Here is a 22942-nt window from a genome sequence, read left to right on the forward strand (position 1 = left end):
CGTGCTGCGTGGCAACACGCAGCGCGTCCTGACGACTCAATGAGGATTCCCATGCGCTTTATCCGCATGCTGTTGTTGCCTGCACTGGCCCTGACTGCTGTTTCGGCCCACGCTGATCCCGCCTCGGTGGCCAGCCTGAAGAACCTGTTGGACAAATCCCAGACCCTGACCGCGCGCTTCTCCCAGTTGACCCTGGATGCCGGTGGTACCCAGTTGCAGCAAACCGAAGGCGAAATGGCCGTGCAGCGCCCTGGGCTGTTCTACTGGCACACCGAAGGCAAGGCCGAGCAGACCATCGTTTCCGATGGCCAGAAGGTCACCCTGTGGGACCCGGACCTGGAACAGGCGACCATCAAGAAGCTCGACCCGCGCTTGAACCAGACGCCGGCGCTGCTGCTGTCGGGTGATGTGTCGAAGATCAACGACAGCTTCGACATCACCTCCAAGCAAACCAGCAACGTGATCGAGTTCACCCTCAAGCCCAAATCCAAGGACACGCTGTTCGACAGCCTGAACCTGTCGTTCGGCAACGGCGTGATCAACAACATGCGCCTGATCGACAGTGTTGGCCAACGCACCGATATCCTGTTCTCCGGCGTCAAGGCTAACCAGCCGGTGGATGCATCCAAGTTCAAGTTTGTCATCCCCAAGGGTGCCGACGTGATCCAGGAATAAACTAGAGGTTTCAAACGCTGCCCATGGATTTGTTTCGAAGTGACCCGATTGCTCAGCCCCTGGCGGCGCGCTTGCGTTCCACCAATCTGGATGAGTACGTCGGGCAAGAACACCTGCTCGCTCGCGGCAAACCTCTGCGCGAAGCCCTGGAGCAGGGGGCGCTGCACTCGATGATTTTCTGGGGGCCGCCTGGCGTGGGTAAAACCACCCTGGCGCGGCTGCTGGCGAAAGTCTCGGATGCACACTTCGAAACGGTTTCGGCGGTGCTGGCCGGGGTCAAAGAGATTCGCCAGGCGGTAGAAGTCGCCAAGCAGCAAGCCGGGCAATACGGCAAGCGCACCATCCTGTTTGTCGACGAAGTGCATCGCTTCAACAAGTCGCAGCAGGATGCGTTCTTGCCGTATGTCGAAGACGGCACGTTGATATTCATTGGTGCGACCACCGAAAACCCTTCGTTCGAACTCAACAATGCCTTGCTCTCGCGCGCGCGGGTCTATGTGCTCAAGAGCCTGGACGAAGCGGCGATGCAAAAGCTGCTGCACCGGGCCCTGAGCGAAGACAAGGGCTTGGGCAAGCGCCAGCTGAGTGTCAGCGAAGAAGGCTTCAAGATGCTGCTGGCCGCCGCCGATGGCGATGGCCGGCGCTTTCTGAACCTGCTGGAGAACGCCTCGGACCTGGCCGAAGACGGCAACGAGATTGGCGTCGACCTGTTGCAAAGCCTGCTTGGCGACACGCGCCGCCGTTTCGACAAGGGCGGCGAAGCCTTCTACGACCAGATATCGGCGCTGCACAAATCGGTGCGCGGCTCCAACCCTGACGGCGCTTTGTACTGGTTTGCACGCATGATCGACGGCGGCTGCGACCCGCTGTACCTGGCGCGCCGCGTGGTGCGCATGGCCAGCGAAGACATCGGCAACGCCGACCCGCGTGCCCTGAGCCTGTGCCTGGCGGCCTGGGATGTGCAGGAGCGCCTCGGCAGCCCGGAAGGCGAGCTGGCCGTGGCCCAGGCCATCACTTACCTGGCCTGCGCGCCAAAAAGCAACGCGGTGTACATGGGCTTCAAATCCGCCCTGCGCGCCGCTGCCGAATACGGCTCTCTCGAAGTGCCGATGCACCTGCGCAATGCGCCGACCAAGCTGATGAAACAACTGGGTTATGGCGACGAATACCGCTATGCCCACGATGAGCCGGACGCCTACGCGGCCGGCGAAGACTACTTCCCCGATGAGCTTGAGCCCTTGCCGCTTTATCAGCCGGTGCCCCGTGGCCTGGAGCTGAAAATCGGTGAAAAGCTCAATCACCTGGCCCAACTCGACCGTCTCAGCCCAAAACAACGGAGAAAGTAGTGCTCAAGACCATTCTTGCCGTGTCCGCCGCGGGTATCGCTGGTACATTATTGCGTTTCGCTACCGGCACTTGGGTCAGCGCCAATTGGCCGAAGCATTTTTATGCGGCGACCCTGGCGGTCAACCTGGTGGGTTGCCTGATTATCGGCCTGTTGTACGGCTGGTTCCTGTTGCGTCCCGAAGTGCCGATTGAGGTTCGCGCCGGCTTGATTGTCGGCTTTGTAGGCGGTCTTACGACCTTTTCATCCTTTTCACTGGATACGGTGCGCCTGCTGGAAAGCGGGCAAGCGTTGGTAGCCTTCGGTTACCTGGGCATCAGCGTGTTCGGCGGGCTGCTCGCCACCTGGGCCGGCCTGTCCTTGACCAAACTTTGATAAACGAGAGACCGACATGCTCGATTCCAAACTGTTACGTAGCAACCTTCAGGACGTAGCGGACCGCCTGGCATCCCGTGGCTTTGCCTTGGATGTTGCGCGCATCGAAGCGCTGGAAGAACAGCGCAAGACCGTCCAGACCCGCACCGAAGCACTGCAGGCTGAGCGTAATGCGCGTTCCAAATCCATCGGTCAGGCCAAGCAGCGCGGCGAAGACATTGCGCCGTTGATGGCGGACGTCGAGCGTATGGGCACCGAGCTGTCCGACGGCAAAGTCGAGCTGGAAGGCATTCAGACCGAGCTGGATTCGATCCTGCTGGGCATCCCGAATATTCCGCACGAATCCGTGCCGATTGGCGAAGACGAAGACGGCAACGTCGAAGTGCGCCGCTGGGGCACGCCAAAAGCCTTCGATTTCGAGATCAAGGATCACGTTGCGTTGGGCGAACTGACCGGCGGCCTGGATTTCGAAACCGCCGCCAAAATGTCCGGCGCACGCTTTGCTCTGCTGCGTGGCCCGATTGCGCGCATGCACCGTGCCCTGGCGCAGTTCATGATCAACCTGCACACCGCTGAACACGGCTACGAAGAAGCTTACACGCCGTATCTGGTGCAGGCGCCGGCGCTGATGGGCACCAGTCAGCTGCCGAAGTTCGAAGAAGACCTGTTCAAGATCAGCCGCGACGGCGAAGCCGACCTGTACCTGATCCCGACCGCCGAAGTGTCGCTGACCAATATCGTCGCCGGTGAAATCCTCGACGCCAAGCAACTGCCGATCAAGTTCGTGGCTCACAGCCCGTGCTTCCGTAGCGAAGCCGGTGCCTCGGGCCGTGACACGCGCGGCATGATCCGTCAGCACCAGTTCGACAAAGTTGAAATGGTGCAGGTTGTAGAACCGTCGACCTCCATGGAAGCCCTGGAAGGCCTGACCGCCAACGCCGAGCGCGTCCTGCAACTGCTGGAGCTGCCGTACCGCGTACTGGCGCTGTGCACTGGCGACATGGGTTTCAGCGCCGTGAAAACCTACGACCTCGAAGTGTGGGTGCCGAGCCAGGACAAGTACCGCGAGATTTCGTCGTGCTCCAACTGCGGTGATTTCCAGGCCCGTCGCATGCAGGCGCGTTTCCGTAACCCGGAAACCGGCAAGCCGGAACTGGTGCACACCCTCAACGGCTCGGGCCTGGCCGTAGGCCGTACCCTGGTGGCCGTGCTGGAAAACTACCAGCAGGCCGACGGTTCCATCCGCGTGCCGGAAGTGCTCAAGCCGTACATGGGCGGCGTTGAGGTCATCGGCTAAATGGAATTTCTGCCGCTGTTTCATAACCTGCGCGGCAGTCGTGTGTTGGTCGTCGGTGGCGGGGAGATTGCCTTGCGCAAATCCCGGCTGCTGGCCGACGCCGGTGCGTTGCTGCGGGTGGTTGCTCCCCAGATCGAAGACCAGTTGCGAGAACTGGTGCTGGGCAGTGGCGGGGACCTGATTTTGCGCGGTTATCAGGAGGCAGACCTTGACGGCTGTGTGCTGATTATCGCGGCCACGGACGACGAGCCGCTGAATGCGCAAGTGTCCAGCGATGCCAAGCGCCGCTGTGTGCCGGTCAATGTGGTGGACGCGCCGGCCTTGTGCAGCGTGATCTTCCCGGCGATTGTCGACCGTTCACCCTTGGTGATTGCGGTGTCCAGCGGCGGCGATGCGCCGGTGCTGGCGCGCTTGATCCGCGCCAAGCTGGAAACCTGGATTCCGTCGACCTATGGCCAACTGGCCGGTTTGGCGGCGCGTTTTCGCGCCCAGGTCAAAGGTTTGTACCCGGATGTGCAGCAGCGTCGGGCCTTTTGGGAAGAGGTTTTCCAGGGCCCGATCGCCGACCGTCAACTGGCCGGGCAGGGTGGTGAAGCCGAGCGCCTGTTGATCGAAAAGGTCAATGGCGCGCCGCCGTATGCGCCGGGCGAAGTCTATTTGGTCGGTGCGGGCCCGGGTGATCCGGACTTGCTGACCTTCCGTGCCTTGCGCCTGATGCAGCAGGCCGATGTGGTACTGTATGACCGCCTGGTGGCCCCGGCGATCCTTGAGCTGTGCCGCCGTGACGCCGAGCGTATCTACGTCGGCAAACGTCGCGCCGACCATGCCGTGCCGCAGGACCAGATCAACCAGCAACTGGTGGACCTGGCCAAGCAGGGCAAGCGTGTGCTGCGACTCAAAGGTGGCGATCCGTTCATCTTCGGCCGTGGCGGCGAAGAGATCGAGGAACTGGCGGCCCATGGCATCCCGTTCCAGGTGGTGCCGGGGATTACGGCGGCCAGCGGTTGCGCGGCGTATGCCGGGATTCCGCTGACGCACCGTGACTATGCGCAGTCGGTGCGCTTTATCACCGGGCATTTGAAGAACGGAACGTCGGACCTGCCTTGGCATGACCTCGTGGGGCCGTCGCAAACGTTGGTGTTCTACATGGGCCTGATCGGCTTGCCGATCATCTGTGAGCAACTGATCAAGCACGGGCGCGCGGCAGATACACCGGCGGCGTTGATCCAGCAGGGCACCACGTCCAACCAGCGCGTGTTTACCGGCACACTGGCGGATTTGCCGCGCATGGTGGCGGAGCATGAAGTGCATGCGCCGACACTGGTGATCGTCGGTGAGGTGGTGGTGTTGCGCGAGAAGCTCAAGTGGTTTGAAGGCGCGCAATCCCAGGTTTAACACTGATCTTGTGGCGAGGGAGCTTGCCCCCTCTCCACAAGATGTTCTCAGTTCCAGACACCTTTGCCGCTCAACCGCGCCCGATCATGCTCGGCATCAAAGCGCTGCAACGGCCCTTTCGGCACAATTCCGGTCGGGTTGATCGTCCGATGGCTCGCATAGTAATGCCCCTTGATATGCGCAAAATCCACCGTCTCGGCCACGCCCGGCCACTGATACAACTCCCTTAGCCAGTTCGACAAATTCGGATAGTCGGCAATCCGCCGCAGGTTGCATTTGAAGTGGCTGTAATACACCGCATCAAAGCGAATCAGCGTGGTGAACAGCCGCACATCGGCTTCGGTCAGGTATTCACCGGCCAGGTAGCGCTGCTCAGCCAAGTGCTGTTCCAGGCGATCCAGCTCGGCAAACACATCATCAAATGCACTCTCATACGCCTGCTGCGAGGTGGCAAACCCTGCGCGGTACACGCCATTGTTCACCGCGGGGTAGATGCGCTCGTTCAGCGTATCGATCGTCGAGCGCAGGGCTTCGGGGTAGAAATCCAGCGTATTGCCGGTCAGCCCGTTAAACGCACTGTTGAACATGCGGATGATCTCCGCCGATTCATTGCTGACGATGCGCTTGAGCTTCTTGTCCCACAGCACTGGCACGGTGACACGTCCGGTGTAATCGGCGGTGTCTGCGGTGTAACGCTGGTGAATGAAGTCGAAACCGTCGAGCTTGTCGCCGGTCGAGCCGTGAGCCTTGTCGAAGGTCCAACCGTTTTCGAGCATCAGCCAACTGACCACGGACACGTCGATCAAGCTTTCCAAACCCTTGAGTTTGCGCAGGATCAGCGTGCGATGGGCCCACGGGCAAGCCAGGGACACGTACAGGTGGTAACGACCGGCTTCGGCCTTGAAACCGCCGTCGCCGCTGGGGCCAGGCTCGCCATCGGCGGTCACCCAGTTGCGGCGTTGCGCCTGCTCGCGCTGGAACGCGCCGTCTGCGCTACTTTCGTACCACTGGTCTTTCCAGCGTCCTTCGATCAGCAAACCCATGACTTGGCTCCTTGGCTAATAAGCGTTGGAGCCCAGTCTAAAGGGCTGAGTTCGAACTAAAAGCGCAAAGACCGGGCGGTAATCATCGATTAAATCGATTTATCCCGTGCATCCCAGAATTGCCGGGCCAATTCGAACGCCTGCTCCCGTGAGTGGCCGAGGCCGCGCAGGGCCAGGGCCATGGTCGCGATCAGCGCCAGTTGCGGGTAACTGTCTTCGACATCGCCGCGCCACAAGGCTTTTAAATGCTCGGGTTCCAGGCTGGCCGGTTTGACGTGGCGCTGGGCGGAGAGGGCGGGCCATTCTTCGTCCCAACTCTGGCCGCCGGTGGTGCCATACAAGTGGCTGATCGTGTCGGGGTTGATCTCGACTTCGCCGCCATCGCCTTTCACCACAATCACGTTATCGCCCAGCAGGCCGCTGGCATCGCGGTGCACGCCCTGGTAACCGGGGTGGAAAATGCTTTGCAAGCCGCAACGCGCATTCAGCGGGTTGAGCAGGCGCGCCAGGGAATGAATGGGTGAGCGCAGGCCCAGGGTGTTGCGCAAGTCGATCATGCGTTGCAGTTGCGGCGCCCAGTCACCCAGCGGGATAAACGCCAGGTTGCCTTGCTCGAACGCCGTCTGGACCTGTTGCCAATTGCGACACAGCGGGATTTGCAGGCCTTGCAGCAATTGCTCGGTGTACAAGCGGCCCGCCGTATGGGCGCCGCCGCCGTGCATCAGGATGCGCACGCCGTTTTGCGCCAGGCACTTGGCCGCCAACAGATACCACGGCAGGTGACGCTTTTTACCGGCGTAGGTCGGCCAATCGATGTCCACATTCAGCGCCGGCGCCTTCAGGCGTTCGCGTACGGCTTCGGTGAAACCGGCGAGTTCTTCCGGGCTCTCTTCCTTGTGACGCAGCAGAATCAGGAAGGCGCCGAGCTGGGTGTCTTCGACTTTTTCGTCGAGCAGCATGCCCATGGCTTCGCGGGCTTCCTCACGGGTGAGGTTACGCGCGCCGCGCTTGCCTTTGCCCAGGATGCGCACGAATTGCGCAAACGGGTGCTCGGCGGGGGTTTCAAGGGTCAGCGGGGCAAAGTCGGTCATAAGCAATTCGTCGGCCTGGGCAGGCCCGCCAGCTTGGCGGCAAGTTTGGCGGGGGTGCCATTGAAGAGTTTGTTGAGGTGCAGGCTGTTGCCCTTGTCCGGGCCGAGCTTTAAAGCGGTGTACTTGATCAGCGGGCGCGTGGCCGGGGACAGCTGAAATTCTGCGTAAAACCCGCGCAGCAGTTCGAGGATTTCCCAATGCTCGGCGGTCAATGCCAAGGGTTCGGCGGCGGCCAGGGCATTGGCCACGTCGGTGGACCAGTCATTCAGGTCGACGAGATAGCCGTCCTTGTCCAGCTCAAGCGTGCGTTCGCCTACGGTCAGGGTGTTCATAGCCAGGTGTTGACCTTGTCGTAGTCGATCGACAGCTGCACGAAACCTGGATAGTCGACGCTGTCGGCCCAGTCCGGCAGGGGCAGGTTGCGTGCCTGCATGTCTTCGGCCAGGACAAAGACCTTCACGCCACGGGTTTGCAGGGCTGCGTTGTGCAGGCCGTAGGCGCCGTCGCCACACAGCAGGATGGCGTCCTCGGCACCGCACACGCGCAGGCAACTGGCCAGGCGGCTATCAGTGAACGGGGAGTGAGATACCACATGCAAAGTCGACATCAGAGGGTCATCACCTGGTCATAACGGTCAATCAATTGGGCGATCGCGGCGCTGTCCAGCGCCTGCGCGCCGGCAGGTGTCACGAGGCTGCGCTCGGCAAGGCTGTGGCTGCAGGCAAACACCTCATCAATGCCGAACAGGCCCAACGCCTGCAGGTTGGCGCTCAGGTCTTTTTGCTGCACGGCCTTGGCGTCCTGATGCGTTGCCAGCTGGAACACGCCATCGTCCATAAACAGCAGACCCATCGGCAGATCAAAGGCGCCACCGGCCAATACGATATCCAGCGCTTCCCGCGCACTCGGCCCGGACCACGGAGCCTGGCGGCTGATCACCAATAAAGACTTGGCCATCTCACGGCCCTCCAAAACAGATCAGGCGGTCGGCAGCCTGGATCGCGTCATGCAATTGCCCCAGGCCCGACAACGCCCACGGCGCGTCAAGGTTCACCGCGCTGCGTTGGTAACGCGTGGCTTCCTCAGTATTGAGTACGCCACGGCGCAAGGCGGCGGCGATGCACACCACGCCGTCGAGTTGATGCTGGCTGACAAACTCACGCCACTGGCGGGCAATGTCTTGCTCATCCTGGGGCGCAACGATGTTATTGGCAGCGCTGTACACGCCGTCCTGATAAAAAAACAGCCGCACAATCTCATGCCCACCGGCCAGCGCTGCCTGGGCGAACAGCAAGGCGCGGCGCGAGGAGGGCGCATGGGCGGCGGAAAATACTGCAATCGCAAACTTCATGGAACACTCTGCAAGCAAACCTGGGCCAATGATAAAGCCGCCGCCGCGAAAAAGCCCGCCGTGATCAAAACGGTCACTCTCGGTGATTGTTCTGACGATTGCCGCCAGGCGCAAGGCTGCCTAGGCTGTGGGCAGTCGCTACCCAAATGGAGTCTTTATGTCAGGTCCCTTGGCGTCCCTCAAAGTGCTGGATTTTTCCACCTTGCTGCCTGGCCCGTTCGCGTCCCTGATGCTGGCGGACATGGGCGCCGAGGTGCTGCGTATCGAATCGCCCACGCGCATTGACCTGTTGCGCGTGCTGCCGCCCCATGATCAGGGCACTTCAGCGAGCCACGCCTACCTCAACCGCAACAAGCGCAGCCTGGCACTGGACCTCAAGCAGGCCGAGGCGCTGCAGATCGTGCGTGAACTGGTCAAGGACTACGATATTGTCCTTGAGCAATTCCGGCCCGGGGTGATGGAGCGCCTCGGCCTGGGTTATGAGGCGCTGAAAGCGCTCAACCCCAGGCTGATTTATGTGTCGATCACCGGTTACGGTCAGACCGGGCCTTATAAAGACCGCGCCGGGCACGATATCAACTACCTCGCGTTGGCCGGCGTGGCCAGTTACACCGGTCGCCGGGACAGCGGGCCGGTGCCCTTGGGCGTGCAATTGGCGGATGTCGGCGGTGGTTCGTTGCACGCGGTGGTGGGGTTGCTCGCCGCCGTGATTGCCCGCCAGCACAGTGGCGTTGGCCAATACCTGGATGTGAGCATGACCGACTGCTCGTTCAGCCTGAATGCCATGGCCGGTGCGGGCTACCTGGCCTGCGGGGTCGAGCCTGATTGGGAGAGCCATGTGCTCAACGGCGGCAGTTTCTATGATTATTACCGCACGCGTGATGGGCGCTGGATGTCGGTGGGCAGCCTGGAACCGGCGTTTATGCGGCAATTGTGCGACGCGCTGGGAAGGCCGGAACTGGCCATGCAAAGCCTCAAACCCGAGCAGCAAAAAGCCCTGAAGCTGGCGTTGCAGGTCGAGTTTGAGAAGCGCAGCTTCGAGGAGCTGTGTGAGTTGTTCGCCGGAGTGGATGCGTGTGTCGAGCCGGTGCTGAGGCTGAGTGAAGCGCTGGATCATCCACAGTTGAAGGCGCGGGAGCTGGTCAGCCAGGTGCCACGGGGTGATGGCTCGACCCAGACGCAACTGGCCTGCCCGTTGAAGTTTTCCGAGGGGTTGCCGGCGCCTCGGCATATTGGTGCGGCGGTGGGGGCGCACAGTGATGAAGTGCTGGCTGAGTTGGGGTTGAGTGCCCAGCGGATAGACGCGTTGCGGCGGGCCAAGGTTGTTGGGTGACTGATCTGGCGTCATCGCAGCGATGCGGCGACCCGACAAGCCCTCACTCCACCCGAGTTTCCCCTGTGTACACCAAAGTGTGCCGACACCGCCTGCACAAATACCGCCGCCCCTGATTCACCAGCCCATGCCTCTGGGCAGAAAACGGGAAATCGCTGTCGGCACACGGGCAACGGTAGATATACCGGGTCACCTGGCGGCGCTTGATCTCATAGGTGTGGCAACGATCCGGCGGCAGTTCGTACACCCCGCGCATGATCAGTTGCCATTCCTCGCCATGGGGTTGGATGCGCTCGCCAAACAATTGGTGGGCGATCAGGTGCGCGACTTCATGGGCCACGGTCTGCTTGAGGAAGTGTTGGCTGTTTTCGCGGTACAACTGTGGGTTGAAACGCAGCAGGTTCTCGTGCAAATGCGCGACACCGGCCTTCTGGCCCCGCAGCTTGAGGCTGACCTGGGGGCGTTTGAAGCTTCGTTTAAAAAAGGATTCGGCTTGTAGGAAACAATCTTCGACGCGGGTATTGAGTTGCTCGGGCATGCTGACCATATCTCCAGAGACGTCCAGTATGCCGCAAAAGCAGGTGTTTCCGAATCTGTCAGGCGCCGAATGGTCATGCATAACGCACAAAGCCACCTTGCGGTGGCTTTGCCTGGGGTTGATCCGCTTAGTTGGTGTAAATCGGGCCTACGCCCAGCCCCCAGACGATCACGGTAAACGCCATGATTGCCACCAGTACCACCAGGCCCACGGCCAATACCGAGCTGGAAAACAGGAAGCCCTCGTCCGGGTCGATGTTCATAAACGTCGGCAGCCCCACATACAGCAAGTACACCGTGTAACAGATAGCCGCAGTGCCCACGACCATCCCCAGCCACATATGCGGATAGAGCGCCGCCAGCCCGCCGATAAACAGTGGGGTCGCGGTGTAGGTGGCAAACGCGACGCAGCGCGCCATGCTGGGGCTGGCGTCGTAGGTGCGGGCCATCCAATGGATGAAAGCGCCCATCACCGCCACGCCGCCGAGCATCGCCGCATAGGACATGAGGGTCATCCACAACGCACTTTCCTGGGTCAACATGACCGGGGCGCGATTGCCGATGACCCAGCCGACCCGGGTGGTGCCGATAAAAGCCGAGACGGCAGGGATCGCCGCGAGAATCAAAGTGTGAGTGAGGTACATGTGGCCGATACTTTCTTCCTTATCGCCACGAATTTCCCGCCATTCCTGGTCGGGATGGGTAAACAGCCCCACGACGTGATGGATCATGCCAGTCACTCCTGTCGTTATTACCATCGCCCCCCATCGGAGCGCCCACGGGCCAAATGGCCACATAAGGTCCTGGATAGTTGTGCGACCTTACGTCGCAGTATAGGAAATGATGACCGGAAAAACTGTAGGGCTTTAGAGCAAATTGCGCTGTAAACATGGGCGCTAATCGCGGTGAGGTCTGTCAGGCAAGGCGCGATTGGAAATGTGGGAGCGGGCTTGCTCGCGAAAGCGTCGTGTCAGTTGATACATTCATCACAGGTACAGCGCCTTCGCGAGCAAGCCCGCTCCCACATTGGATCTCGGCCAGCCTTAGCGGTAAAATGCCCGGCTTTTCGTCACACACCACTAGCGGATCCAAGCGCCATGGGCACTCTTACGGTCAACCAGAACAAACTGCAAAAACGCCTGCGTCGCCTGGCCGGGGAAGCGGTCGCCGATTTCAACATGATCGAGGACGGCGACAGGGTCATGGTCTGCCTCTCCGGCGGCAAAGACAGCTACACCCTGCTCGACGTGCTGCTGCATCTGCAAAAGGTCGCGCCGATCCGGTTCGAGATCGTCGCCGTCAACATGGACCAGAAACAACCGGGTTTCCCGGAGCACGTGCTGCCGGCCTATCTCAAAGCGCTGGGCGTGGAGTACCACATCGTTGAGAAAGACACCTACTCGGTGGTCAAGGAGCTGATCCCGGAGGGCAAGACCACCTGCTCGCTGTGCTCACGCCTGCGCCGTGGCACGCTTTACACCTTTGCCGATGAGATCGGCGCGACCAAGATGGCCCTGGGGCACCACCGTGACGACATCGTTGAGACCTTCTTCCTCAATATGTTCTTCAACGGCTCGCTCAAGGCCATGCCGCCCAAGCTGCGTGCCGATGACGGCCGCAACGTGGTGATCCGCCCGCTGGCGTATTGCAACGAGAAGGACATCCAGGCTTACTCCGACTTCAAGCAATTCCCGATCATCCCGTGCAACCTGTGCGGCTCCCAGGAAAACCTGCAGCGCCAGGTGGTCAAGGAGATGTTGGTGGACTGGGAGCGCAAGACCCCGGGCCGCACCGAGAGCATCTTCCGCAGCTTGCAGAATGTGCAGCCATCGCAGTTGGCCGACCGCAACCTGTTCGATTTCACCAGCCTGAAAATCGACGAAAGCGCCGCGTCGCGCTTCGTCAATGTGGTGAACCTCTAAGACGTTTCAACGCTCTGAAAGACGGCGCTTACGGGCGCCGTTTTCCATTCAACTGCCAGGAGAGGGCATGCGCGATTACAAGTGGCTGCACGAATATTGTCTGAACCGCTTTGGTTCAGCGGCCGAGCTGGAAGCCCACCTGCCTGTACCCAAGACCCCGGCGCAATTGCGCAAGATCAGTGATGACCGCTACCTGTCGACCCTGGCGCTGCGCGTATTTCGCGCCGGCTTGAAGCACAGCGTGGTGGATGCCAAATGGCCGGCGTTCGAGCAGGTGTTCTTCGGCTTCGACCCGGAAAAAGTCGTGCTGATGGGCGCCGAGCACCTGGAGCGCCTGATGCAGGACACGCGCATCATTCGCCACCTGGGCAAGCTCAAGAGTGTGCCGCGCAATGCGCAGATGATCCTGGACATCGAGCAGGAAAAGGGCAGCTTCGGCGCGTTTGTCGCCGACTGGCCGGTGACCGATATCGTCAGCTTGTGGAAGTACCTGAGCAAGCACGGGCACCAGTTGGGCGGGCTGTCGGCGCCGCGCTTTTTGCGCATGGTGGGCAAGGATACGTTTGTGCCGAGCGATGACGTGGTCGCGGCCTTGAATGCACAGAAGATCGTCGACAAGGCGCCGACCAGCCTGCGGGACTTGGCGACGGTGCAGGGCGCGTTTAACCAATGGCATGCCGAGAGTGGGCGGCCGATGTGCCAGCTGTCGATGATGCTGGCCTACACGGTGAATCATTGAGACCGCGTTGATGCCTTCGCGAGCAAGCCCGCTCCCACATTCGGCCGCATTCCAAAGGGTGTACGCGGATAAGTGTGGGAGCGGGCTTGCTCGCGAAGACTGACTGTCCGGCGCCAAATTCCTATCAGACTTGCGCCAGCCGCCGATTCAACTGATGCCGCCACCGCACATACAACAGCGCGGTACAAAACACTGCCAGACTCGCCAGCATCTCCAGCACCCCGAACCACTGGCGGTTCGGGTCATACGCCGCCAGTGCGCCCTTGATGAAATACAGGTTCACCACAAAGCACATCCACGAATGCCCGCGCGCGCTGCCCAGCAGCATCCCCGGCGCCAGCACCAGCAGCGGCACCAGCTCGATCAGCAGGATCACCCACGGGCGCGCACCGTGCAGGTCGGCGATGAACAGGTAATACACGCACAGCAAACCCACCAGCCCTAGAAAAGCCAACAAGCTCAGCACGCGTGCCGCCTTGACCCGTGGTTCCAGCCACGCCTGGGGCGGCAGGACCTTAGGCTTTCTGGCCACGGCCGTTCTCCAGCAGCGTGGCGGTGGTGGCCAGGCGCAGGCCGAGGGCGCGGCACAGGGTGATTTCGTGCTGATCGAGCATGCGTTTGCCGTCCGGCCCGGAATGATGGCTGGCGCCATACGGCGTGCCGCCGCCCTGGGTGTCGAGCAAGGCCTGTTCGCTGTAGGGCAGGCCGGTGATCAGCATGCCGTGGTGCAGCAGCGGCAGCAGCATCGACATCAGCGTGGTTTCCTGGCCGCCGTGCAGGCTGGCGGTGGAGGTGAACACGCCAGCCGGTTTGCCCACGAGTGCGCCGGTGAGCCACAGGTTGCTGGTGCCATCGAGGAAGTACTTGAGCGGCGCGGCCATGTTGCCAAAGCGCGTCGGGCTGCCCAGGGCCAGGCCGGAGCAATTCTTCAGATCATCCAGGCTTGCATACAACGCGCCCTCGTCCGGAATGCTCGGCGCCACGGCTTCACACTCGGTGGAAATCGCCGGTACGGTGCGCAGGCGGGCTTCGAGGCCGCCTTGCTCGATGCCGCGGGCAATCTGCCGAGCCATTTCGCTGACCGAGCCATTGCGGCTGTAATACAGCACCAGCACATAGGGCGCGGTCACGGCAGCAACTCCAGCACGTTTTCCGGTGGGCGGCCGATGATGGCTTTGTCGGTGGTTGCCAGGATCGGGCGTTCCATCAGCTTCGGGTGCTCGGCAATCGCGGCAATCAACTGCGCTTCGCTGAGGCTGGCGTCGGCCAGGTTGAGGGTTTTGTATTCATCTTCGCCGGTGCGCAGCAATTGGCGCGCGCTGATGTTCAGCTTGCCGAGCAAGGCCTTGAGTTGCGCGGCGTCCAGCGGGGTTTCGAGGTAGCGCACCACGGTCGGGGTCAGGCCGCGGGCTTCCAGCAGCTCGAGCGCACCGCGCGATTTCGAGCAGCGCGGGTTGTGATAAAGCGTCAGATCGGTCATGTGCGGGTCGCATCTTGCGTAAGGTGGCGGGTATTCTACCTGCGCGGCGACCCGTCCTTAAACCGTAAGAGGCGATAGGTCGCAGCCAACGTTCATTTTTTTGCGAAGGATTACCCCATGACTAGGCGACTGATCGGTGCATTGGCGATCATCACAACCCTGCTGCTCAGCGGCTGCGGTAACGATTACGGCGTTGACCAATATGGCAGGAAAGTGGCGGCCGAGCGCCTGGACAAACAATGGGTGGTGGTCAACTACTGGGCCGAATGGTGTGGCCCGTGCCGCACGGAAATTCCGGAACTGAATGCCTTGGCCGAACAGCTGAAAGGCCAGAATGTGGGCGTGTTCGGGGTCAATTTCGACAACGTACAGGGTGAAGAACTCAAGGCCGCCAGCGAGAAGCTGGGGATCAAGTTCACGGTGCTGGCGCAGAACCCGGAAGAGATTTTCGATATTCCGCGCAGCGAGGCGCTGCCGGTGACCTACATCATTGATGACAAGGGCAAGGTGCGTGAACAGTTGATGGGTGAGCAGACGGCGGAAGGTGTGTTGGCCAAGCTCAAAGCCTTGCGTGGTTAGAGAGTTGCCCCCAATCCAATGTGGGAGGGGGCTTGCTCCCGAAAGCAGTGTGTCAGTCAGCATATATATTGGCTGACCCACCGCCTTCGGGAGCAAGCCCCCTCCCACATTTAGAGCTCACCCATCTTTAGGCTCCTGGTATCAGCCTTCTTCCAGCCACAGGCGAATCGGCTTGCCTTCAGCCGGCCAGAACCGGGTCTGCTCGATCGGTGAGATATCCCAGCGCTGCACGCCTTGCAGGGCCTGGAAGAAGCGCTGTTCCTGCTCCATCAAGGCTTCGGCGCAGCGTTTGCGGGTGCTGCCGATCTTGCCGAAACTGAGTGTCCGGCCTTCGACGGTGTACGGCGCAAACCAGTGGTTGCAGCCGCCATTGCCGTAGGCGCGGCCATCGGCGCCGAGGGTGACGGTCAGGTGCGCGTAATCCATCAATGGCCGCTCACCAATCCACTCCACCACGTAGCTGTGGTCTTGCTTGAGCTTGACCGCGTCAGCGGCGCAGCCCGTCAGGGCCACACCGAGGGCGGCGAGCAGCAGGCCTTTCATTGCGCAGCCTGCCGGCATTTCGGGCAACGGTGCTTGTCGCCTTCGCTGGCCCAGCCCAGCTCCTTGATGCGCGCATTGGCGGCCGGTGGTAGTGGCTCTTTGGTCAGCTTGGTTTCCACGGCGAATTCAAACTCCAGCACGCTGTCGCAGCTGTCGCAGTTGACCTTCCAGGTGTGGATTTCCAGCTCGCCGAATTTCGGCCCCAGGGCCATCGCGACCCACTGGCCCGCCGGGCGGATGGAATAGCGCGCGTCACCTTCGACGGTCAGGCGCATCGACAGGGTTTTACTGCCGCGCAGGGTGACGATCAAGACGTCGCCATGCTTGATCGAACCACCGTTGCCGGTGACCTGGTAACGGCCCGGCACCAGGGCGCGGCATTCGATCAGGGTGTGTTGCGGGCTCAGCAAGCTGAAGCGGAAATCGTGTTCGGCCATGGATCCTCCAAATAGGCGCGGCATCCTATCACGGGTGCCGGCCTATCATGGGCCTGGTATGTGACCGCTGATCAACCTTGCACCAGGTTCTGCGGCTGGCCATCGGCCCACGCGGCAATGTTGGCCAGCGTGGTGGCTGCGATTGCCGCCAGCGCTTCACGGGTCAGGAACGCCTGGTGAGCGGTGATGATCACGTTAGGGAAGGTCAGCAGGCGTGCGAGTACGTCGTCTTGCAGCGGCAGGTCGGAGCGATCCTCGAAAAACAGCTGGGCTTCTTCCTCATACACATCCAGGCCCAGGTAGCCGAGTTGGCCGTTCTTGAGGGCTTCGATCAGCGCAGGCGTATCCACCAGGCCACCGCGTCCGGTGTTGATCAGCATGGCGCCAGGCTGCATCTGTGCCAGGGAACGGGCGTTGATCAGGTGTTTGCTGTCGGCGGTCAGCGGGCAGTGCAGGCTGATGATCTGTGCCTGGGCCAATAGCTCTGGCAGGTCTACATAGCGGGCACCCAGGGCCTGGACCTGCGGATTGGGGAAGGGGTCGCAGGCGAGCAACTGGCAGCCGAACCCGGCCATGATCCTGGCAAAGGTGGCGCCGATCTGCCCCGTGCCGACCACGCCGACGGTTTTGCCGACCAGATCGAAACCGGTGAGCCCGTGCAGGCTGAAATCGCCGTCGCGGGTGCGGTTATAGGCGCGATGCAGGCGACGGTTGAGGGCCAGGATCAGCGCAACGGCATGCTCTGCCACCGCGTGGGGCGAGTAGGCGGGTACGCGCACGACATTCAGGCCCAGGCGCTGGGCGACGGCCAGGTCGACATGGTTGTAACCGGCCGAGCGCAAGGCAATCAGGCGCGTGCCGCCGGCGGCCAGGTGTTCCAGCACTGGCGCGCTGAGGTCATCGTTGATAAAGGCGCAGACCACTTCGTGGTGTTCGGCCAGGGCCACGGTGTCGAGGTTCAGGCGGGCCGGCTGGAATTGCAGCTCGACACCTGCCGGCAATGGCTCACCGAGAAAACTGTCGCGGTCGTAGGTCTGGCTGCTGAAAAGAATGACGCGCATTAAAAATGCTCCCTGCAATCTTAGATCTGGACACGTTACCCCTGTGGGAGCGGGCTTGCTCGCGAAAGCGGTGGTTCAGTCAGCTCATCTGGCGGCTGATACACCGCTTTCGCGAGCAAGCCCGCTCCCACAAAAGCCCGCACTCCAATAAATGGGATTCAGGCGCTGACCCGCGCTTCACTGGCCAGCCGCGCAATCGCCATGTCCAGTTCATCCAGCGCGGCAACGGCCTTGGCGTCGTCTTGCTTGAGCAAGGTTTCCGCGCGCTGGCAGGCGGCGCGCAATTGCGGCACGCCGCAGTAGCGGGTGGCGCCATGCAGGCGGTGCACGCGTTCGATCAGGGCATTGTTGTCTTTGGCTTCACGGGCGGCGGTGATCGCCAGGCGATCGGCTTCCAGCGAAGCCAGCAGCATCGCAAGCATGTCGGCGGCCAGGTCGGCTTTGTTGGCCGCCAGGCGCAGGCCTTCCTCATGATCGAGTACCAGCAGTTGCACGCCGGGTGCCAAACCGTCAGTCGCGCGCTCCGGTCCTTGATTGCGCAGGGCCAGGCCGGTCCACTTCAGCACCACTTGGGCCAACTGCCGCTCGCTGATGGGTTTGGTCAGGTAGTCGTCCATACCGCTTTGCAGCAGTGCGCGTTTTTCGTTGGCCATGGCGTGAGCGGTGAGCGCGACCACCGGCAGCGGCGTGCCGTGCCGCTCGCTTTCCCACTGGCGGATCGCCTCGGTGCTTTGGCGCCCGTCCATGCCGGGCATTTGTACGTCCATCAGCACCAGATCGAAGGTTTCCTGCTTTACCGCGTCGATGGCCGCGTAACCGCTTTCGACCGCATGCACCTTGGCGCCCATGTCTTCGAGCAACGTTTGCACCAGCAACAGGTTGGCCGGGTTGTCGTCCACGCAGAGTACGCGCGGTGCCCGGCTGGACAGCGGTTCGCCGGGTTCGCTGCGCAATGGGCGCGGGCTGATCAAATCGGCCAGTGCGCGGCGCAGTTTGCGCGTGCACGCAGGTTTGGCCTGCAACTGGCTGTTGGGGTTGGGCACCGATTGGTTGAACAGCATCTGTTCGGTGGTCGGGCACAGCACCAGCACCTTGCAGCCCAGGTGTTCCAGGTCCCATAGATGCTGGTTGAGGCGTTCGGGCGGAATATCATTGGCGGTGACCCCGAGCACCGCCAGGTCAATGGCCTGTTCGGTCTGGTGCGCGCTGGTGATGCCGTTGGTGAGGCTTTCCAGGGTATTGAACGGTGTCACTTGCAGGCCGCAATCTTCCAGTTGGTGTTGCAAGGCCTGGCGCGCCAGCTCGTGGTTTTCCAGCACGGCCACACGACGCCCGAGCAGCGGCGCGCAGGGCAGGTCTTCGGCGTCGTCGCGGGTCTTGGGCAGGCTCAGGCTGATCCAGAACTCCGAGCCTTCGCCCGGTGTGCTGTCGACGCCGATCTCGCCGCCCATCTGCTCGATCAGCCGTTTGGAAATCACCAGGCCCAGGCCGGTGCCGCCGGGTTGGCGCGACAGCGAGTTGTCGGCCTGGCTGAACGCCTGGAACAGCGCACGCACGTCCTGGTTCGACAGGCCTATGCCGGTGTCTTGCACACTGATGCGCAGTTGCACGCTGTCTTCCTGTTCGTCCTCGACCATCGCGCGGGCAACGATAGTGCCTTCGCGGGTGAACTTGATCGCATTGCTGATCAGGTTGGTGAGGATCTGCTTGAGCCGCAACGGGTCGCCCACCAGCGCCAGCGGCGTGTCGCGGTACACCAGGCTCACCAGCTCGAGCTGTTTGGCATGGGCGGCGGGGGCGAGGATGGTCAGGGTGTCTTGCAGCAGGTCGCGCAGGTTGAAGGGCACACTGTCGAGGACCAGCTTGCCGGCTTCGATTTTCGAGAAGTCGAGGATCTCGTTGATGATGCCCAGCAGGTTGTCGGCGGATTTTTCGATGGTGCCCAGGTAATCCAGCTGGCGCGGCGACAGCTCGCTTTTTTGCAGCAGGTGAGTGAAACCCAGGATGCCGTTGAGCGGCGTGCGGATTTCATGGCTCATGTTGGCCAGGAACTCCGACTTGATCCGGCTGGCCTCCAGGGCCTCCTTGCGCGCCAGGTCCAGCTCGATGTTCTGGATCTCGATGGTTTCCAGGTTCTGGCGCACGTCTTCGGTGGCCTGATCGATGCTGTGTTGCAGCTCTTCCTGGGCATTTTGCAGGGTTTCGGCCATGCGATTGATGCCCGAGGCCAATTGGTCCAGTTCCTGGCTGCCCAAGGGTGGCAGGCGGGTTTCGAGGTTGCCGTCCTTGAGTTGGGCCACGGCTTGCTTGATCTGGCCGATGGGCGAGTTGATCGTGCGGCTGATGCGCAATGCCAGGGCAGCCGTGCAGATCAGGCCGATGGCGATCAGCAGCAGGCTGGCAAACAGGCTGCGATAACCGCGCAGCAACATGCCATTGTGCGACAGCTCCACTTCGACCCAACCCAGCAGGCGGTCGGACTCGTCAGGGATCAATTCGCCAGCGAGGTTGCGATGGCGGCCAAACACCGGCAGCAGGTAGCGCGTGGCGTCATTGCCGCTGCGCTGCAGCAGGTGCGAACTGTTGCCGACCGGCGCGAGGTTAAGCATGGTCGGGCCGGCGTGGGCCAGGGACGAGCGGTCCGGTGCGAGGAACGACACCGCGCGCACATCCGGCTGCTCCAGCGACTGGGTGGCGATGCGTTCGAGCAAGTCGGTGTTCTTGCTGCTCAACGCCGGGGCCACCAGCGGCGCCAACTGCTCGGCGATCATTTCGCCGCGTTGCAGCAATTGGGTCTGCAACTCCGACAGCTGCATCCAGGTGAAATAGCCCCCCAACAACAGGGCCATCAGGCTGGTCGGTAATAAGGTCAGCAACAGTACGCGGCCTTTTATCCCCATTCTTCTAAGCACGCCACTCTCCTGCTACCACACTGTTTTCGATGAGCTGCGCGGGCATCCGGCCCACGCCACCTGCGCAGTGTAGCCATTTGCGCGGTGTGGAACCTCGCAAATTAATGATCGGGTCAATCTCCGACGTTAATCTCCGAGCGCAATTTTTGCGCCATCGGCAGCCGGGTGGCGATTGCCTGTCACCGTTTAATCTTGAATAATCAGTCATTGAGAATGACTTGCAGACGCTAATGAATCCCGCAGTTGGCCTACCCAGTATCCTGACCATTGAAGACGACCCGGTATTGGGCGCCTATGTGCATGAGCACCTGGGCCGCTGCGGCTTCCAGGTCACCTGGTGCCAGAACGGCCAACAGGGCCTGCAGATGGCACGTGACCAGGCGTTCGACGTGGTGTTGATGGACATCCTGCTGCCGGGCATGGACGGTTTGTCGATTCTTACCCATTTGCGCCAGCACCATGCGACGCCGGTCATCCTCATGTCTGCGCTGGGCGCCGAAGCCGATCGCATCAGCGGTTTTCGCCTGGGCGCGGACGATTACCTGCCCAAGCCGTTCAGCATGGTCGAACTGCGCGTGCGCATCGAAGCGATCCTGCGCCGCGTGGCCCTGGACCGGCGGCCGTTGCCGCTGCGTTTACCGGCACGCGACGATGCACGCAGCCTGCGTTTTGACGATGAACTGTACGACGTGTTCTTTCAAGAACACTCGGCCGGGCTGACGCGCAGCGAGTACCGCCTGCTCGAGACCTTGCACCGTAGCGCCGATGAAGTGCTCAGCAAAGCCTTCCTTTACCAGCATGTGTTGCAGCGCGGTTATGCGCCCCACGACCGCAGCCTGGACATGCATATCAGCCAGATCCGCCGCAAACTCAAGGCCATCGGCTACAGCGAGCGCGAAGTGCGCACGGTGTGGGGCAAGGGTTATGTGCTGAGCGGTCATGATGAAGGGCTTTGAGCGGCTGCCCGGCCGGCACTCGTTATTCTGGAAGCTCGCCTGCCTGCTGATCGCCTTCTGTTTGCTGATGATCTGGCTCAGTTGGTCCTGGGGCCGCTACATGGAAGAGCAGAGCGCCTATGTGGCCGAGGAGTCCCGCGAGATTCTGCGCGGCTATGCCGCAGGCGCGGAATTGGCCTGGAGTACCCAGGGCAGTGCTGGCGTGGACGCCTGGTTGCAACTGATGGGCACGCGCGAATCCACCTGGATCGGGGTGATCGGCAACGACTTGCAGTCGCTGAGCAACATGCCGCTGAGCGACAAGGAAAGCCAGCGCCTGACCTTTCTGCGCGGGCTGGAGTGGCCGGTCAGCCGGCACGTCAAAGGCCTGCCCTGGGTGAAAATCCCATTCCCGGTCGACCCTGGCGCCGGCTCGCTGGTGATCGAGTTGCCCCAGCGCTTTATGCCGGGGCGCTATCAGGTGTTGTGGCGCGTGGTGACCAACGGCGTGATCCCCGGCCTGTTTACCTTGCTGCTGTGCGTGGGGCTTTATCGGCTGCTGATCATGCCTTTGAACCAGTTGCGCGAGCAGGCCAACGCCTGGCGCGCCGATCAATTGAATACGCGCATGTCCCGCGAGGCCACCAGCCGCCAGGATGAATTGGGGGAGCTGGGCCGCGCCTTCGACCACATGTCTGAGCGTTTGCAGGGCACGGTGGAGTTGCAGCAACAGTTATTGCGGGACATGTCCCATGAATTGCGCACGCCGTTGAGCCGCTTGCGCGTGGCCTGTGACAGTGAGCAGGATCTAGCGCAGTTGCGCGAGCGCCTGGGCCGCGAGATCGACGCCATGCAGCGCCTGGTGGAAGACAGCCTGCAACTGGCCTGGCTGGACAGCGAGCGAACGCCGTTACCCGAGGAAGCCATCCAGCTTCAGGCCTTGTGGGACATGCTGCGGGAAAACGCCTGTTATGAAAGTGATTGGCCAGCAGCGCGTTTGCCGTGCCTGTTACCCGCCGACTGCTGGGTGCGCGGCAACCTGAATGCGCTGGCCCAGGCCCTGGAAAATATCCTGCGCAATGCCATCCGGCATTCGCCCGCCCAGGGGCGGGTGACACTGGACGGCTGCCGCGAGGGCGATGAGTGGCATATCTGGCTGCAAGACCAGGGCGGCGGTATTGATGAGCAGGACGTGGAACGTATCTTTGCGCCGTTCACCCGCCTCGAAGGCTCTCGGCCGGGTGATGGCGGTTTTGGTCTGGGCTTGAGCATCGCCCGCAATGCCGTGCAGCGCCAGGGCGGGACGTTGTGGGCGCAAAACACCGCGCAGGGTTTGTGCGTGCACCTGCGGCTGCCGGCGCGCTAACCGTCAGCCACGTCGTTGTTTGCGCTTCTTCCACTGATGCGCGACCCACCAGCGCCAGTAGCCCATCGTCAGGCAATAGGCCAGCGCGGCCAATACCAACCCGCACACCACCGAACCCAACAGGAACGGCTGCCACAGCGTGCCCAGCTGGCTGCTGATCCACTCCCAGGTCAGGTTATCGGGCAGGCTGCGCGGCGGCGTGTTCATCAGCCACGCGCCGGTCAGGTAGGTGCAGAAGAACACCACCGGCATGGTGATTGGGTTGGTCAGCCATACCAGGCTCACAGCAATCGGCATATTGCCGCGCACGGCGATCGCCAGGACTGCCGCCAATAACATCTGCAATGGAATCGGAATAAACGCGGCGAACAGGCCCACTGCCATGGCGCGCGCGACGGAATGGCGGTTCAGGTGCCAGAGGTTGGGGTCATGCAGCAACGTGCCGAGAAATCGTAAGGACTTGTGTTCCCGGATACTCGTGGGGTCGGGCATGTACCGTTTGAATAGGCGCCGGGGCATAAGGGGT

At 61.8% G+C, this 22942-nt stretch carries 27 protein-coding genes; 11 read left to right on the forward strand and 16 right to left on the reverse strand.

The features are described 5' to 3' along the window. Nucleotides 1–51 precede the first annotated feature (51 nt). From lolA to cysG, 5 genes are read left to right on the forward strand one after another with little or no spacing between them, the layout of a single operon-like run. Nucleotides 52–675: an outer membrane lipoprotein periplasmic chaperone LolA gene (gene lolA / locus BLV67_RS15695; protein WP_065931010.1), complete on the forward strand. Its 624-nt coding sequence runs from the start codon at nt 52–54 to the stop codon at nt 673–675. 23 nt (nt 676–698) lie between these two features. Beyond that, nucleotides 699–2021 carry a replication-associated recombination protein A gene (locus BLV67_RS15700; RefSeq protein ID WP_074854478.1) on the forward strand — a complete coding sequence of 441 codons (1323 nt, stop codon included), beginning with the start codon at nt 699–701 and terminating at the stop codon, nt 2019–2021. Further along, nucleotides 2021–2395: a fluoride efflux transporter CrcB gene (crcB, locus tag BLV67_RS15705; protein ID WP_017137499.1), complete on the forward strand. Its 375-nt coding sequence runs from the start codon at nt 2021–2023 to the stop codon at nt 2393–2395. Before BLV67_RS15700 ends, crcB begins: the two co-directional genes overlap by 1 nt. A gap of 16 nt (nt 2396–2411) precedes the next feature. Beyond that, on the forward strand, nt 2412–3692 hold the full coding sequence (serS, locus tag BLV67_RS15710; RefSeq protein ID WP_017137498.1) for a serine--tRNA ligase: 1281 nt from the start codon (nt 2412–2414) through the stop codon (nt 3690–3692). After that, on the forward strand, nt 3693–5087 hold the full coding sequence (cysG, locus tag BLV67_RS15715; RefSeq protein ID WP_065931007.1) for a siroheme synthase CysG: 1395 nt from the start codon (nt 3693–3695) through the stop codon (nt 5085–5087). Between the two features lie 47 nt (nt 5088–5134). Here the strand turns inward: cysG and BLV67_RS15720 are convergent, their stop codons facing one another. The 6 genes from BLV67_RS15720 to tusD form a co-directional block, all read right to left on the reverse strand. Beyond that, entirely contained in the window at nt 5135–6130 is a 996-nt protein-coding gene (locus BLV67_RS15720; protein WP_069787164.1) for a glutathione S-transferase family protein, read from the reverse strand. Nucleotides 6131–6219: 89 nt separating this feature from the next. Further along, nucleotides 6220–7221: a glycosyl transferase family protein gene (locus BLV67_RS15725; RefSeq protein ID WP_069787165.1), complete on the reverse strand. Its 1002-nt coding sequence runs from the start codon at nt 7219–7221 to the stop codon at nt 6220–6222. Further along, nucleotides 7218–7553: a TusE/DsrC/DsvC family sulfur relay protein gene (locus BLV67_RS15730; RefSeq protein WP_065931004.1), complete on the reverse strand. Its 336-nt coding sequence runs from the start codon at nt 7551–7553 to the stop codon at nt 7218–7220. Before BLV67_RS15730 ends, BLV67_RS15725 begins: the two co-directional genes overlap by 4 nt. Beyond that, the gene (gene tusB, locus BLV67_RS15735; RefSeq protein ID WP_065931003.1) at nt 7550–7828 is read right to left on the reverse strand and encodes a sulfurtransferase complex subunit TusB; all 279 of its coding nucleotides are present in this window, start codon (nt 7826–7828) and stop codon (nt 7550–7552) included. Before tusB ends, BLV67_RS15730 begins: the two co-directional genes overlap by 4 nt. Further along, nucleotides 7828–8178 carry a sulfurtransferase complex subunit TusC gene (gene tusC / locus BLV67_RS15740; protein ID WP_069787166.1) on the reverse strand — a complete coding sequence of 117 codons (351 nt, stop codon included), beginning with the start codon at nt 8176–8178 and terminating at the stop codon, nt 7828–7830. The genes tusB and tusC overlap by 1 nt, the downstream gene beginning before the upstream one ends. A gap of 1 nt (nt 8179) precedes the next feature. Further along, nucleotides 8180–8572, reverse strand: coding sequence for a sulfurtransferase complex subunit TusD (gene tusD / locus BLV67_RS15745; protein WP_058419924.1), 393 nt, complete (start codon nt 8570–8572; stop codon nt 8180–8182). A gap of 157 nt (nt 8573–8729) precedes the next feature. Here tusD and BLV67_RS15750 point away from each other — a divergent pair, with 157 nt between their 5' ends. After that, nucleotides 8730–9905, forward strand: a complete 1176-nt coding sequence (locus BLV67_RS15750; protein WP_074854479.1) for a CaiB/BaiF CoA transferase family protein — start codon at nt 8730–8732, stop codon at nt 9903–9905. Between the two features lie 43 nt (nt 9906–9948). On the opposite strand, the gene BLV67_RS15755 is transcribed toward BLV67_RS15750, so the two are convergent. Both BLV67_RS15755 and BLV67_RS15760 read right to left on the reverse strand, forming a co-directional pair. Beyond that, nucleotides 9949–10443 (reverse strand): SprT family zinc-dependent metalloprotease, encoded by a 495-nt coding sequence (locus BLV67_RS15755; RefSeq protein WP_056861886.1) that lies wholly within the window; start codon nt 10441–10443, stop codon nt 9949–9951. Nucleotides 10444–10570: 127 nt separating this feature from the next. Continuing rightward, complete coding sequence (locus BLV67_RS15760; RefSeq protein ID WP_056861713.1) at nt 10571–11173, reverse strand: Yip1 family protein; 603 nt, start codon at nt 11171–11173, stop codon at nt 10571–10573. Between the two features lie 366 nt (nt 11174–11539). Here BLV67_RS15760 and ttcA point away from each other — a divergent pair, with 366 nt between their 5' ends. Together ttcA and BLV67_RS15770 are read left to right on the forward strand one after the other, a co-directional pair. Continuing rightward, nucleotides 11540–12364, forward strand: coding sequence for a tRNA 2-thiocytidine(32) synthetase TtcA (gene ttcA, locus BLV67_RS15765; RefSeq protein ID WP_069787168.1), 825 nt, complete (start codon nt 11540–11542; stop codon nt 12362–12364). Between the two features lie 67 nt (nt 12365–12431). Next, nucleotides 12432–13103: a DNA-3-methyladenine glycosylase I gene (locus BLV67_RS15770; protein WP_065930999.1), complete on the forward strand. Its 672-nt coding sequence runs from the start codon at nt 12432–12434 to the stop codon at nt 13101–13103. 124 nt (nt 13104–13227) lie between these two features. Here the strand turns inward: BLV67_RS15770 and BLV67_RS15775 are convergent, their stop codons facing one another. From BLV67_RS15775 to arsC, 3 genes are read right to left on the reverse strand one after another with little or no spacing between them, the layout of a single operon-like run. Further along, the gene (locus BLV67_RS15775; RefSeq protein WP_056861716.1) at nt 13228–13635 is read right to left on the reverse strand and encodes a DUF2069 domain-containing protein; all 408 of its coding nucleotides are present in this window, start codon (nt 13633–13635) and stop codon (nt 13228–13230) included. After that, complete coding sequence (gene wrbA, locus BLV67_RS15780; RefSeq protein WP_017136576.1) at nt 13619–14233, reverse strand: NAD(P)H:quinone oxidoreductase; 615 nt, start codon at nt 14231–14233, stop codon at nt 13619–13621. Before wrbA ends, BLV67_RS15775 begins: the two co-directional genes overlap by 17 nt. After that, nucleotides 14230–14583 (reverse strand): arsenate reductase (glutaredoxin), encoded by a 354-nt coding sequence (gene arsC / locus BLV67_RS15785; protein ID WP_069787169.1) that lies wholly within the window; start codon nt 14581–14583, stop codon nt 14230–14232. The genes wrbA and arsC overlap by 4 nt, the downstream gene beginning before the upstream one ends. Nucleotides 14584–14700: 117 nt before the next feature. Here arsC and BLV67_RS15790 point away from each other — a divergent pair, with 117 nt between their 5' ends. Then, nucleotides 14701–15162 (forward strand): TlpA family protein disulfide reductase, encoded by a 462-nt coding sequence (locus BLV67_RS15790; protein ID WP_065930997.1) that lies wholly within the window; start codon nt 14701–14703, stop codon nt 15160–15162. Between the two features lie 141 nt (nt 15163–15303). Here BLV67_RS15790 and BLV67_RS15795 read toward each other — a convergent pair whose 3' ends face one another. The 4 genes from BLV67_RS15795 to BLV67_RS15810 form a co-directional block, all read right to left on the reverse strand. Then, nucleotides 15304–15705, reverse strand: coding sequence for an META domain-containing protein (locus BLV67_RS15795; RefSeq protein ID WP_069787170.1), 402 nt, complete (start codon nt 15703–15705; stop codon nt 15304–15306). Next, a complete protein-coding gene (locus tag BLV67_RS15800) occupies nt 15702–16142 on the reverse strand; it encodes a hypothetical protein (RefSeq protein ID WP_069787171.1) in 441 nt (146 codons plus the stop codon). Before BLV67_RS15800 ends, BLV67_RS15795 begins: the two co-directional genes overlap by 4 nt. A gap of 71 nt (nt 16143–16213) precedes the next feature. After that, nucleotides 16214–17203 (reverse strand): 2-hydroxyacid dehydrogenase, encoded by a 990-nt coding sequence (locus BLV67_RS15805; protein WP_069787172.1) that lies wholly within the window; start codon nt 17201–17203, stop codon nt 16214–16216. Between the two features lie 158 nt (nt 17204–17361). Further along, nucleotides 17362–20115, reverse strand: a complete 2754-nt coding sequence (locus tag BLV67_RS15810) for a response regulator (RefSeq protein ID WP_065930994.1) — start codon at nt 20113–20115, stop codon at nt 17362–17364. A gap of 230 nt (nt 20116–20345) precedes the next feature. Here BLV67_RS15810 and BLV67_RS15815 point away from each other — a divergent pair, with 230 nt between their 5' ends. Both BLV67_RS15815 and BLV67_RS15820 read left to right on the forward strand, forming a co-directional pair. Then, a complete protein-coding gene (locus BLV67_RS15815; RefSeq protein WP_069787174.1) occupies nt 20346–21071 on the forward strand; it encodes a response regulator transcription factor in 726 nt (241 codons plus the stop codon). Continuing rightward, on the forward strand, nt 21058–22416 hold the full coding sequence (locus BLV67_RS15820; RefSeq protein ID WP_069787175.1) for a sensor histidine kinase: 1359 nt from the start codon (nt 21058–21060) through the stop codon (nt 22414–22416). Before BLV67_RS15815 ends, BLV67_RS15820 begins: the two co-directional genes overlap by 14 nt. 3 nt (nt 22417–22419) lie before the next feature. On the opposite strand, the gene BLV67_RS15825 is transcribed toward BLV67_RS15820, so the two are convergent. Then, nucleotides 22420–22935, reverse strand: coding sequence for a DUF2062 domain-containing protein (locus BLV67_RS15825; RefSeq protein WP_056861726.1), 516 nt, complete (start codon nt 22933–22935; stop codon nt 22420–22422). Nucleotides 22936–22942 lie beyond the last annotated feature (7 nt).

The sequence above is a fragment of the Pseudomonas salomonii genome, from assembly GCF_900107155.1.
Lineage (GTDB): Bacteria > Pseudomonadota > Gammaproteobacteria > Pseudomonadales > Pseudomonadaceae > Aquipseudomonas > Aquipseudomonas salomonii.

What these genes read in the sequence shown, in the direction of transcription:
- lolA (WP_065931010.1), top strand. Translation starts at nt 52, where the DNA reads ATGCGCTTTATCCGCATGCTGTTGTTGCCTGCACTGGCCCTGACTGCT.
- BLV67_RS15700 (WP_074854478.1), top strand. Translation starts at nt 699, where the DNA reads ATGGATTTGTTTCGAAGTGACCCGATTGCTCAGCCCCTGGCGGCGCGC.
- serS (WP_017137498.1), top strand. Translation starts at nt 2,412, where the DNA reads ATGCTCGATTCCAAACTGTTACGTAGCAACCTTCAGGACGTAGCGGAC.
- cysG (WP_065931007.1), top strand. Translation starts at nt 3,693, where the DNA reads ATGGAATTTCTGCCGCTGTTTCATAACCTGCGCGGCAGTCGTGTGTTG.
- BLV67_RS15720 (WP_069787164.1), bottom strand. Translation starts at nt 6,130, where the DNA reads ATGGGTTTGCTGATCGAAGGACGCTGGAAAGACCAGTGGTACGAAAGT.
- BLV67_RS15725 (WP_069787165.1), bottom strand. Translation starts at nt 7,221, where the DNA reads ATGACCGACTTTGCCCCGCTGACCCTTGAAACCCCCGCCGAGCACCCG.
- BLV67_RS15730 (WP_065931004.1), bottom strand. Translation starts at nt 7,553, where the DNA reads ATGAACACCCTGACCGTAGGCGAACGCACGCTTGAGCTGGACAAGGAC.
- tusB (WP_065931003.1), bottom strand. Translation starts at nt 7,828, where the DNA reads ATGTCGACTTTGCATGTGGTATCTCACTCCCCGTTCACTGATAGCCGC.
- tusC (WP_069787166.1), bottom strand. Translation starts at nt 8,178, where the DNA reads ATGGCCAAGTCTTTATTGGTGATCAGCCGCCAGGCTCCGTGGTCCGGG.
- tusD (WP_058419924.1), bottom strand. Translation starts at nt 8,572, where the DNA reads ATGAAGTTTGCGATTGCAGTATTTTCCGCCGCCCATGCGCCCTCCTCG.
- BLV67_RS15750 (WP_074854479.1), top strand. Translation starts at nt 8,730, where the DNA reads ATGTCAGGTCCCTTGGCGTCCCTCAAAGTGCTGGATTTTTCCACCTTG.
- BLV67_RS15755 (WP_056861886.1), bottom strand. Translation starts at nt 10,443, where the DNA reads ATGCCCGAGCAACTCAATACCCGCGTCGAAGATTGTTTCCTACAAGCC.
- BLV67_RS15760 (WP_056861713.1), bottom strand. Translation starts at nt 11,173, where the DNA reads ATGATCCATCACGTCGTGGGGCTGTTTACCCATCCCGACCAGGAATGG.
- ttcA (WP_069787168.1), top strand. Translation starts at nt 11,540, where the DNA reads ATGGGCACTCTTACGGTCAACCAGAACAAACTGCAAAAACGCCTGCGT.
- BLV67_RS15770 (WP_065930999.1), top strand. Translation starts at nt 12,432, where the DNA reads ATGCGCGATTACAAGTGGCTGCACGAATATTGTCTGAACCGCTTTGGT.
- arsC (WP_069787169.1), bottom strand. Translation starts at nt 14,583, where the DNA reads ATGACCGATCTGACGCTTTATCACAACCCGCGCTGCTCGAAATCGCGC.
- BLV67_RS15790 (WP_065930997.1), top strand. Translation starts at nt 14,701, where the DNA reads ATGACTAGGCGACTGATCGGTGCATTGGCGATCATCACAACCCTGCTG.
- BLV67_RS15795 (WP_069787170.1), bottom strand. Translation starts at nt 15,705, where the DNA reads ATGAAAGGCCTGCTGCTCGCCGCCCTCGGTGTGGCCCTGACGGGCTGC.
- BLV67_RS15800 (WP_069787171.1), bottom strand. Translation starts at nt 16,142, where the DNA reads ATGGCCGAACACGATTTCCGCTTCAGCTTGCTGAGCCCGCAACACACC.
- BLV67_RS15805 (WP_069787172.1), bottom strand. Translation starts at nt 17,203, where the DNA reads ATGCGCGTCATTCTTTTCAGCAGCCAGACCTACGACCGCGACAGTTTT.
- BLV67_RS15815 (WP_069787174.1), top strand. Translation starts at nt 20,346, where the DNA reads ATGAATCCCGCAGTTGGCCTACCCAGTATCCTGACCATTGAAGACGAC.
- BLV67_RS15820 (WP_069787175.1), top strand. Translation starts at nt 21,058, where the DNA reads ATGAAGGGCTTTGAGCGGCTGCCCGGCCGGCACTCGTTATTCTGGAAG.
- BLV67_RS15825 (WP_056861726.1), bottom strand. Translation starts at nt 22,935, where the DNA reads ATGCCCCGGCGCCTATTCAAACGGTACATGCCCGACCCCACGAGTATC.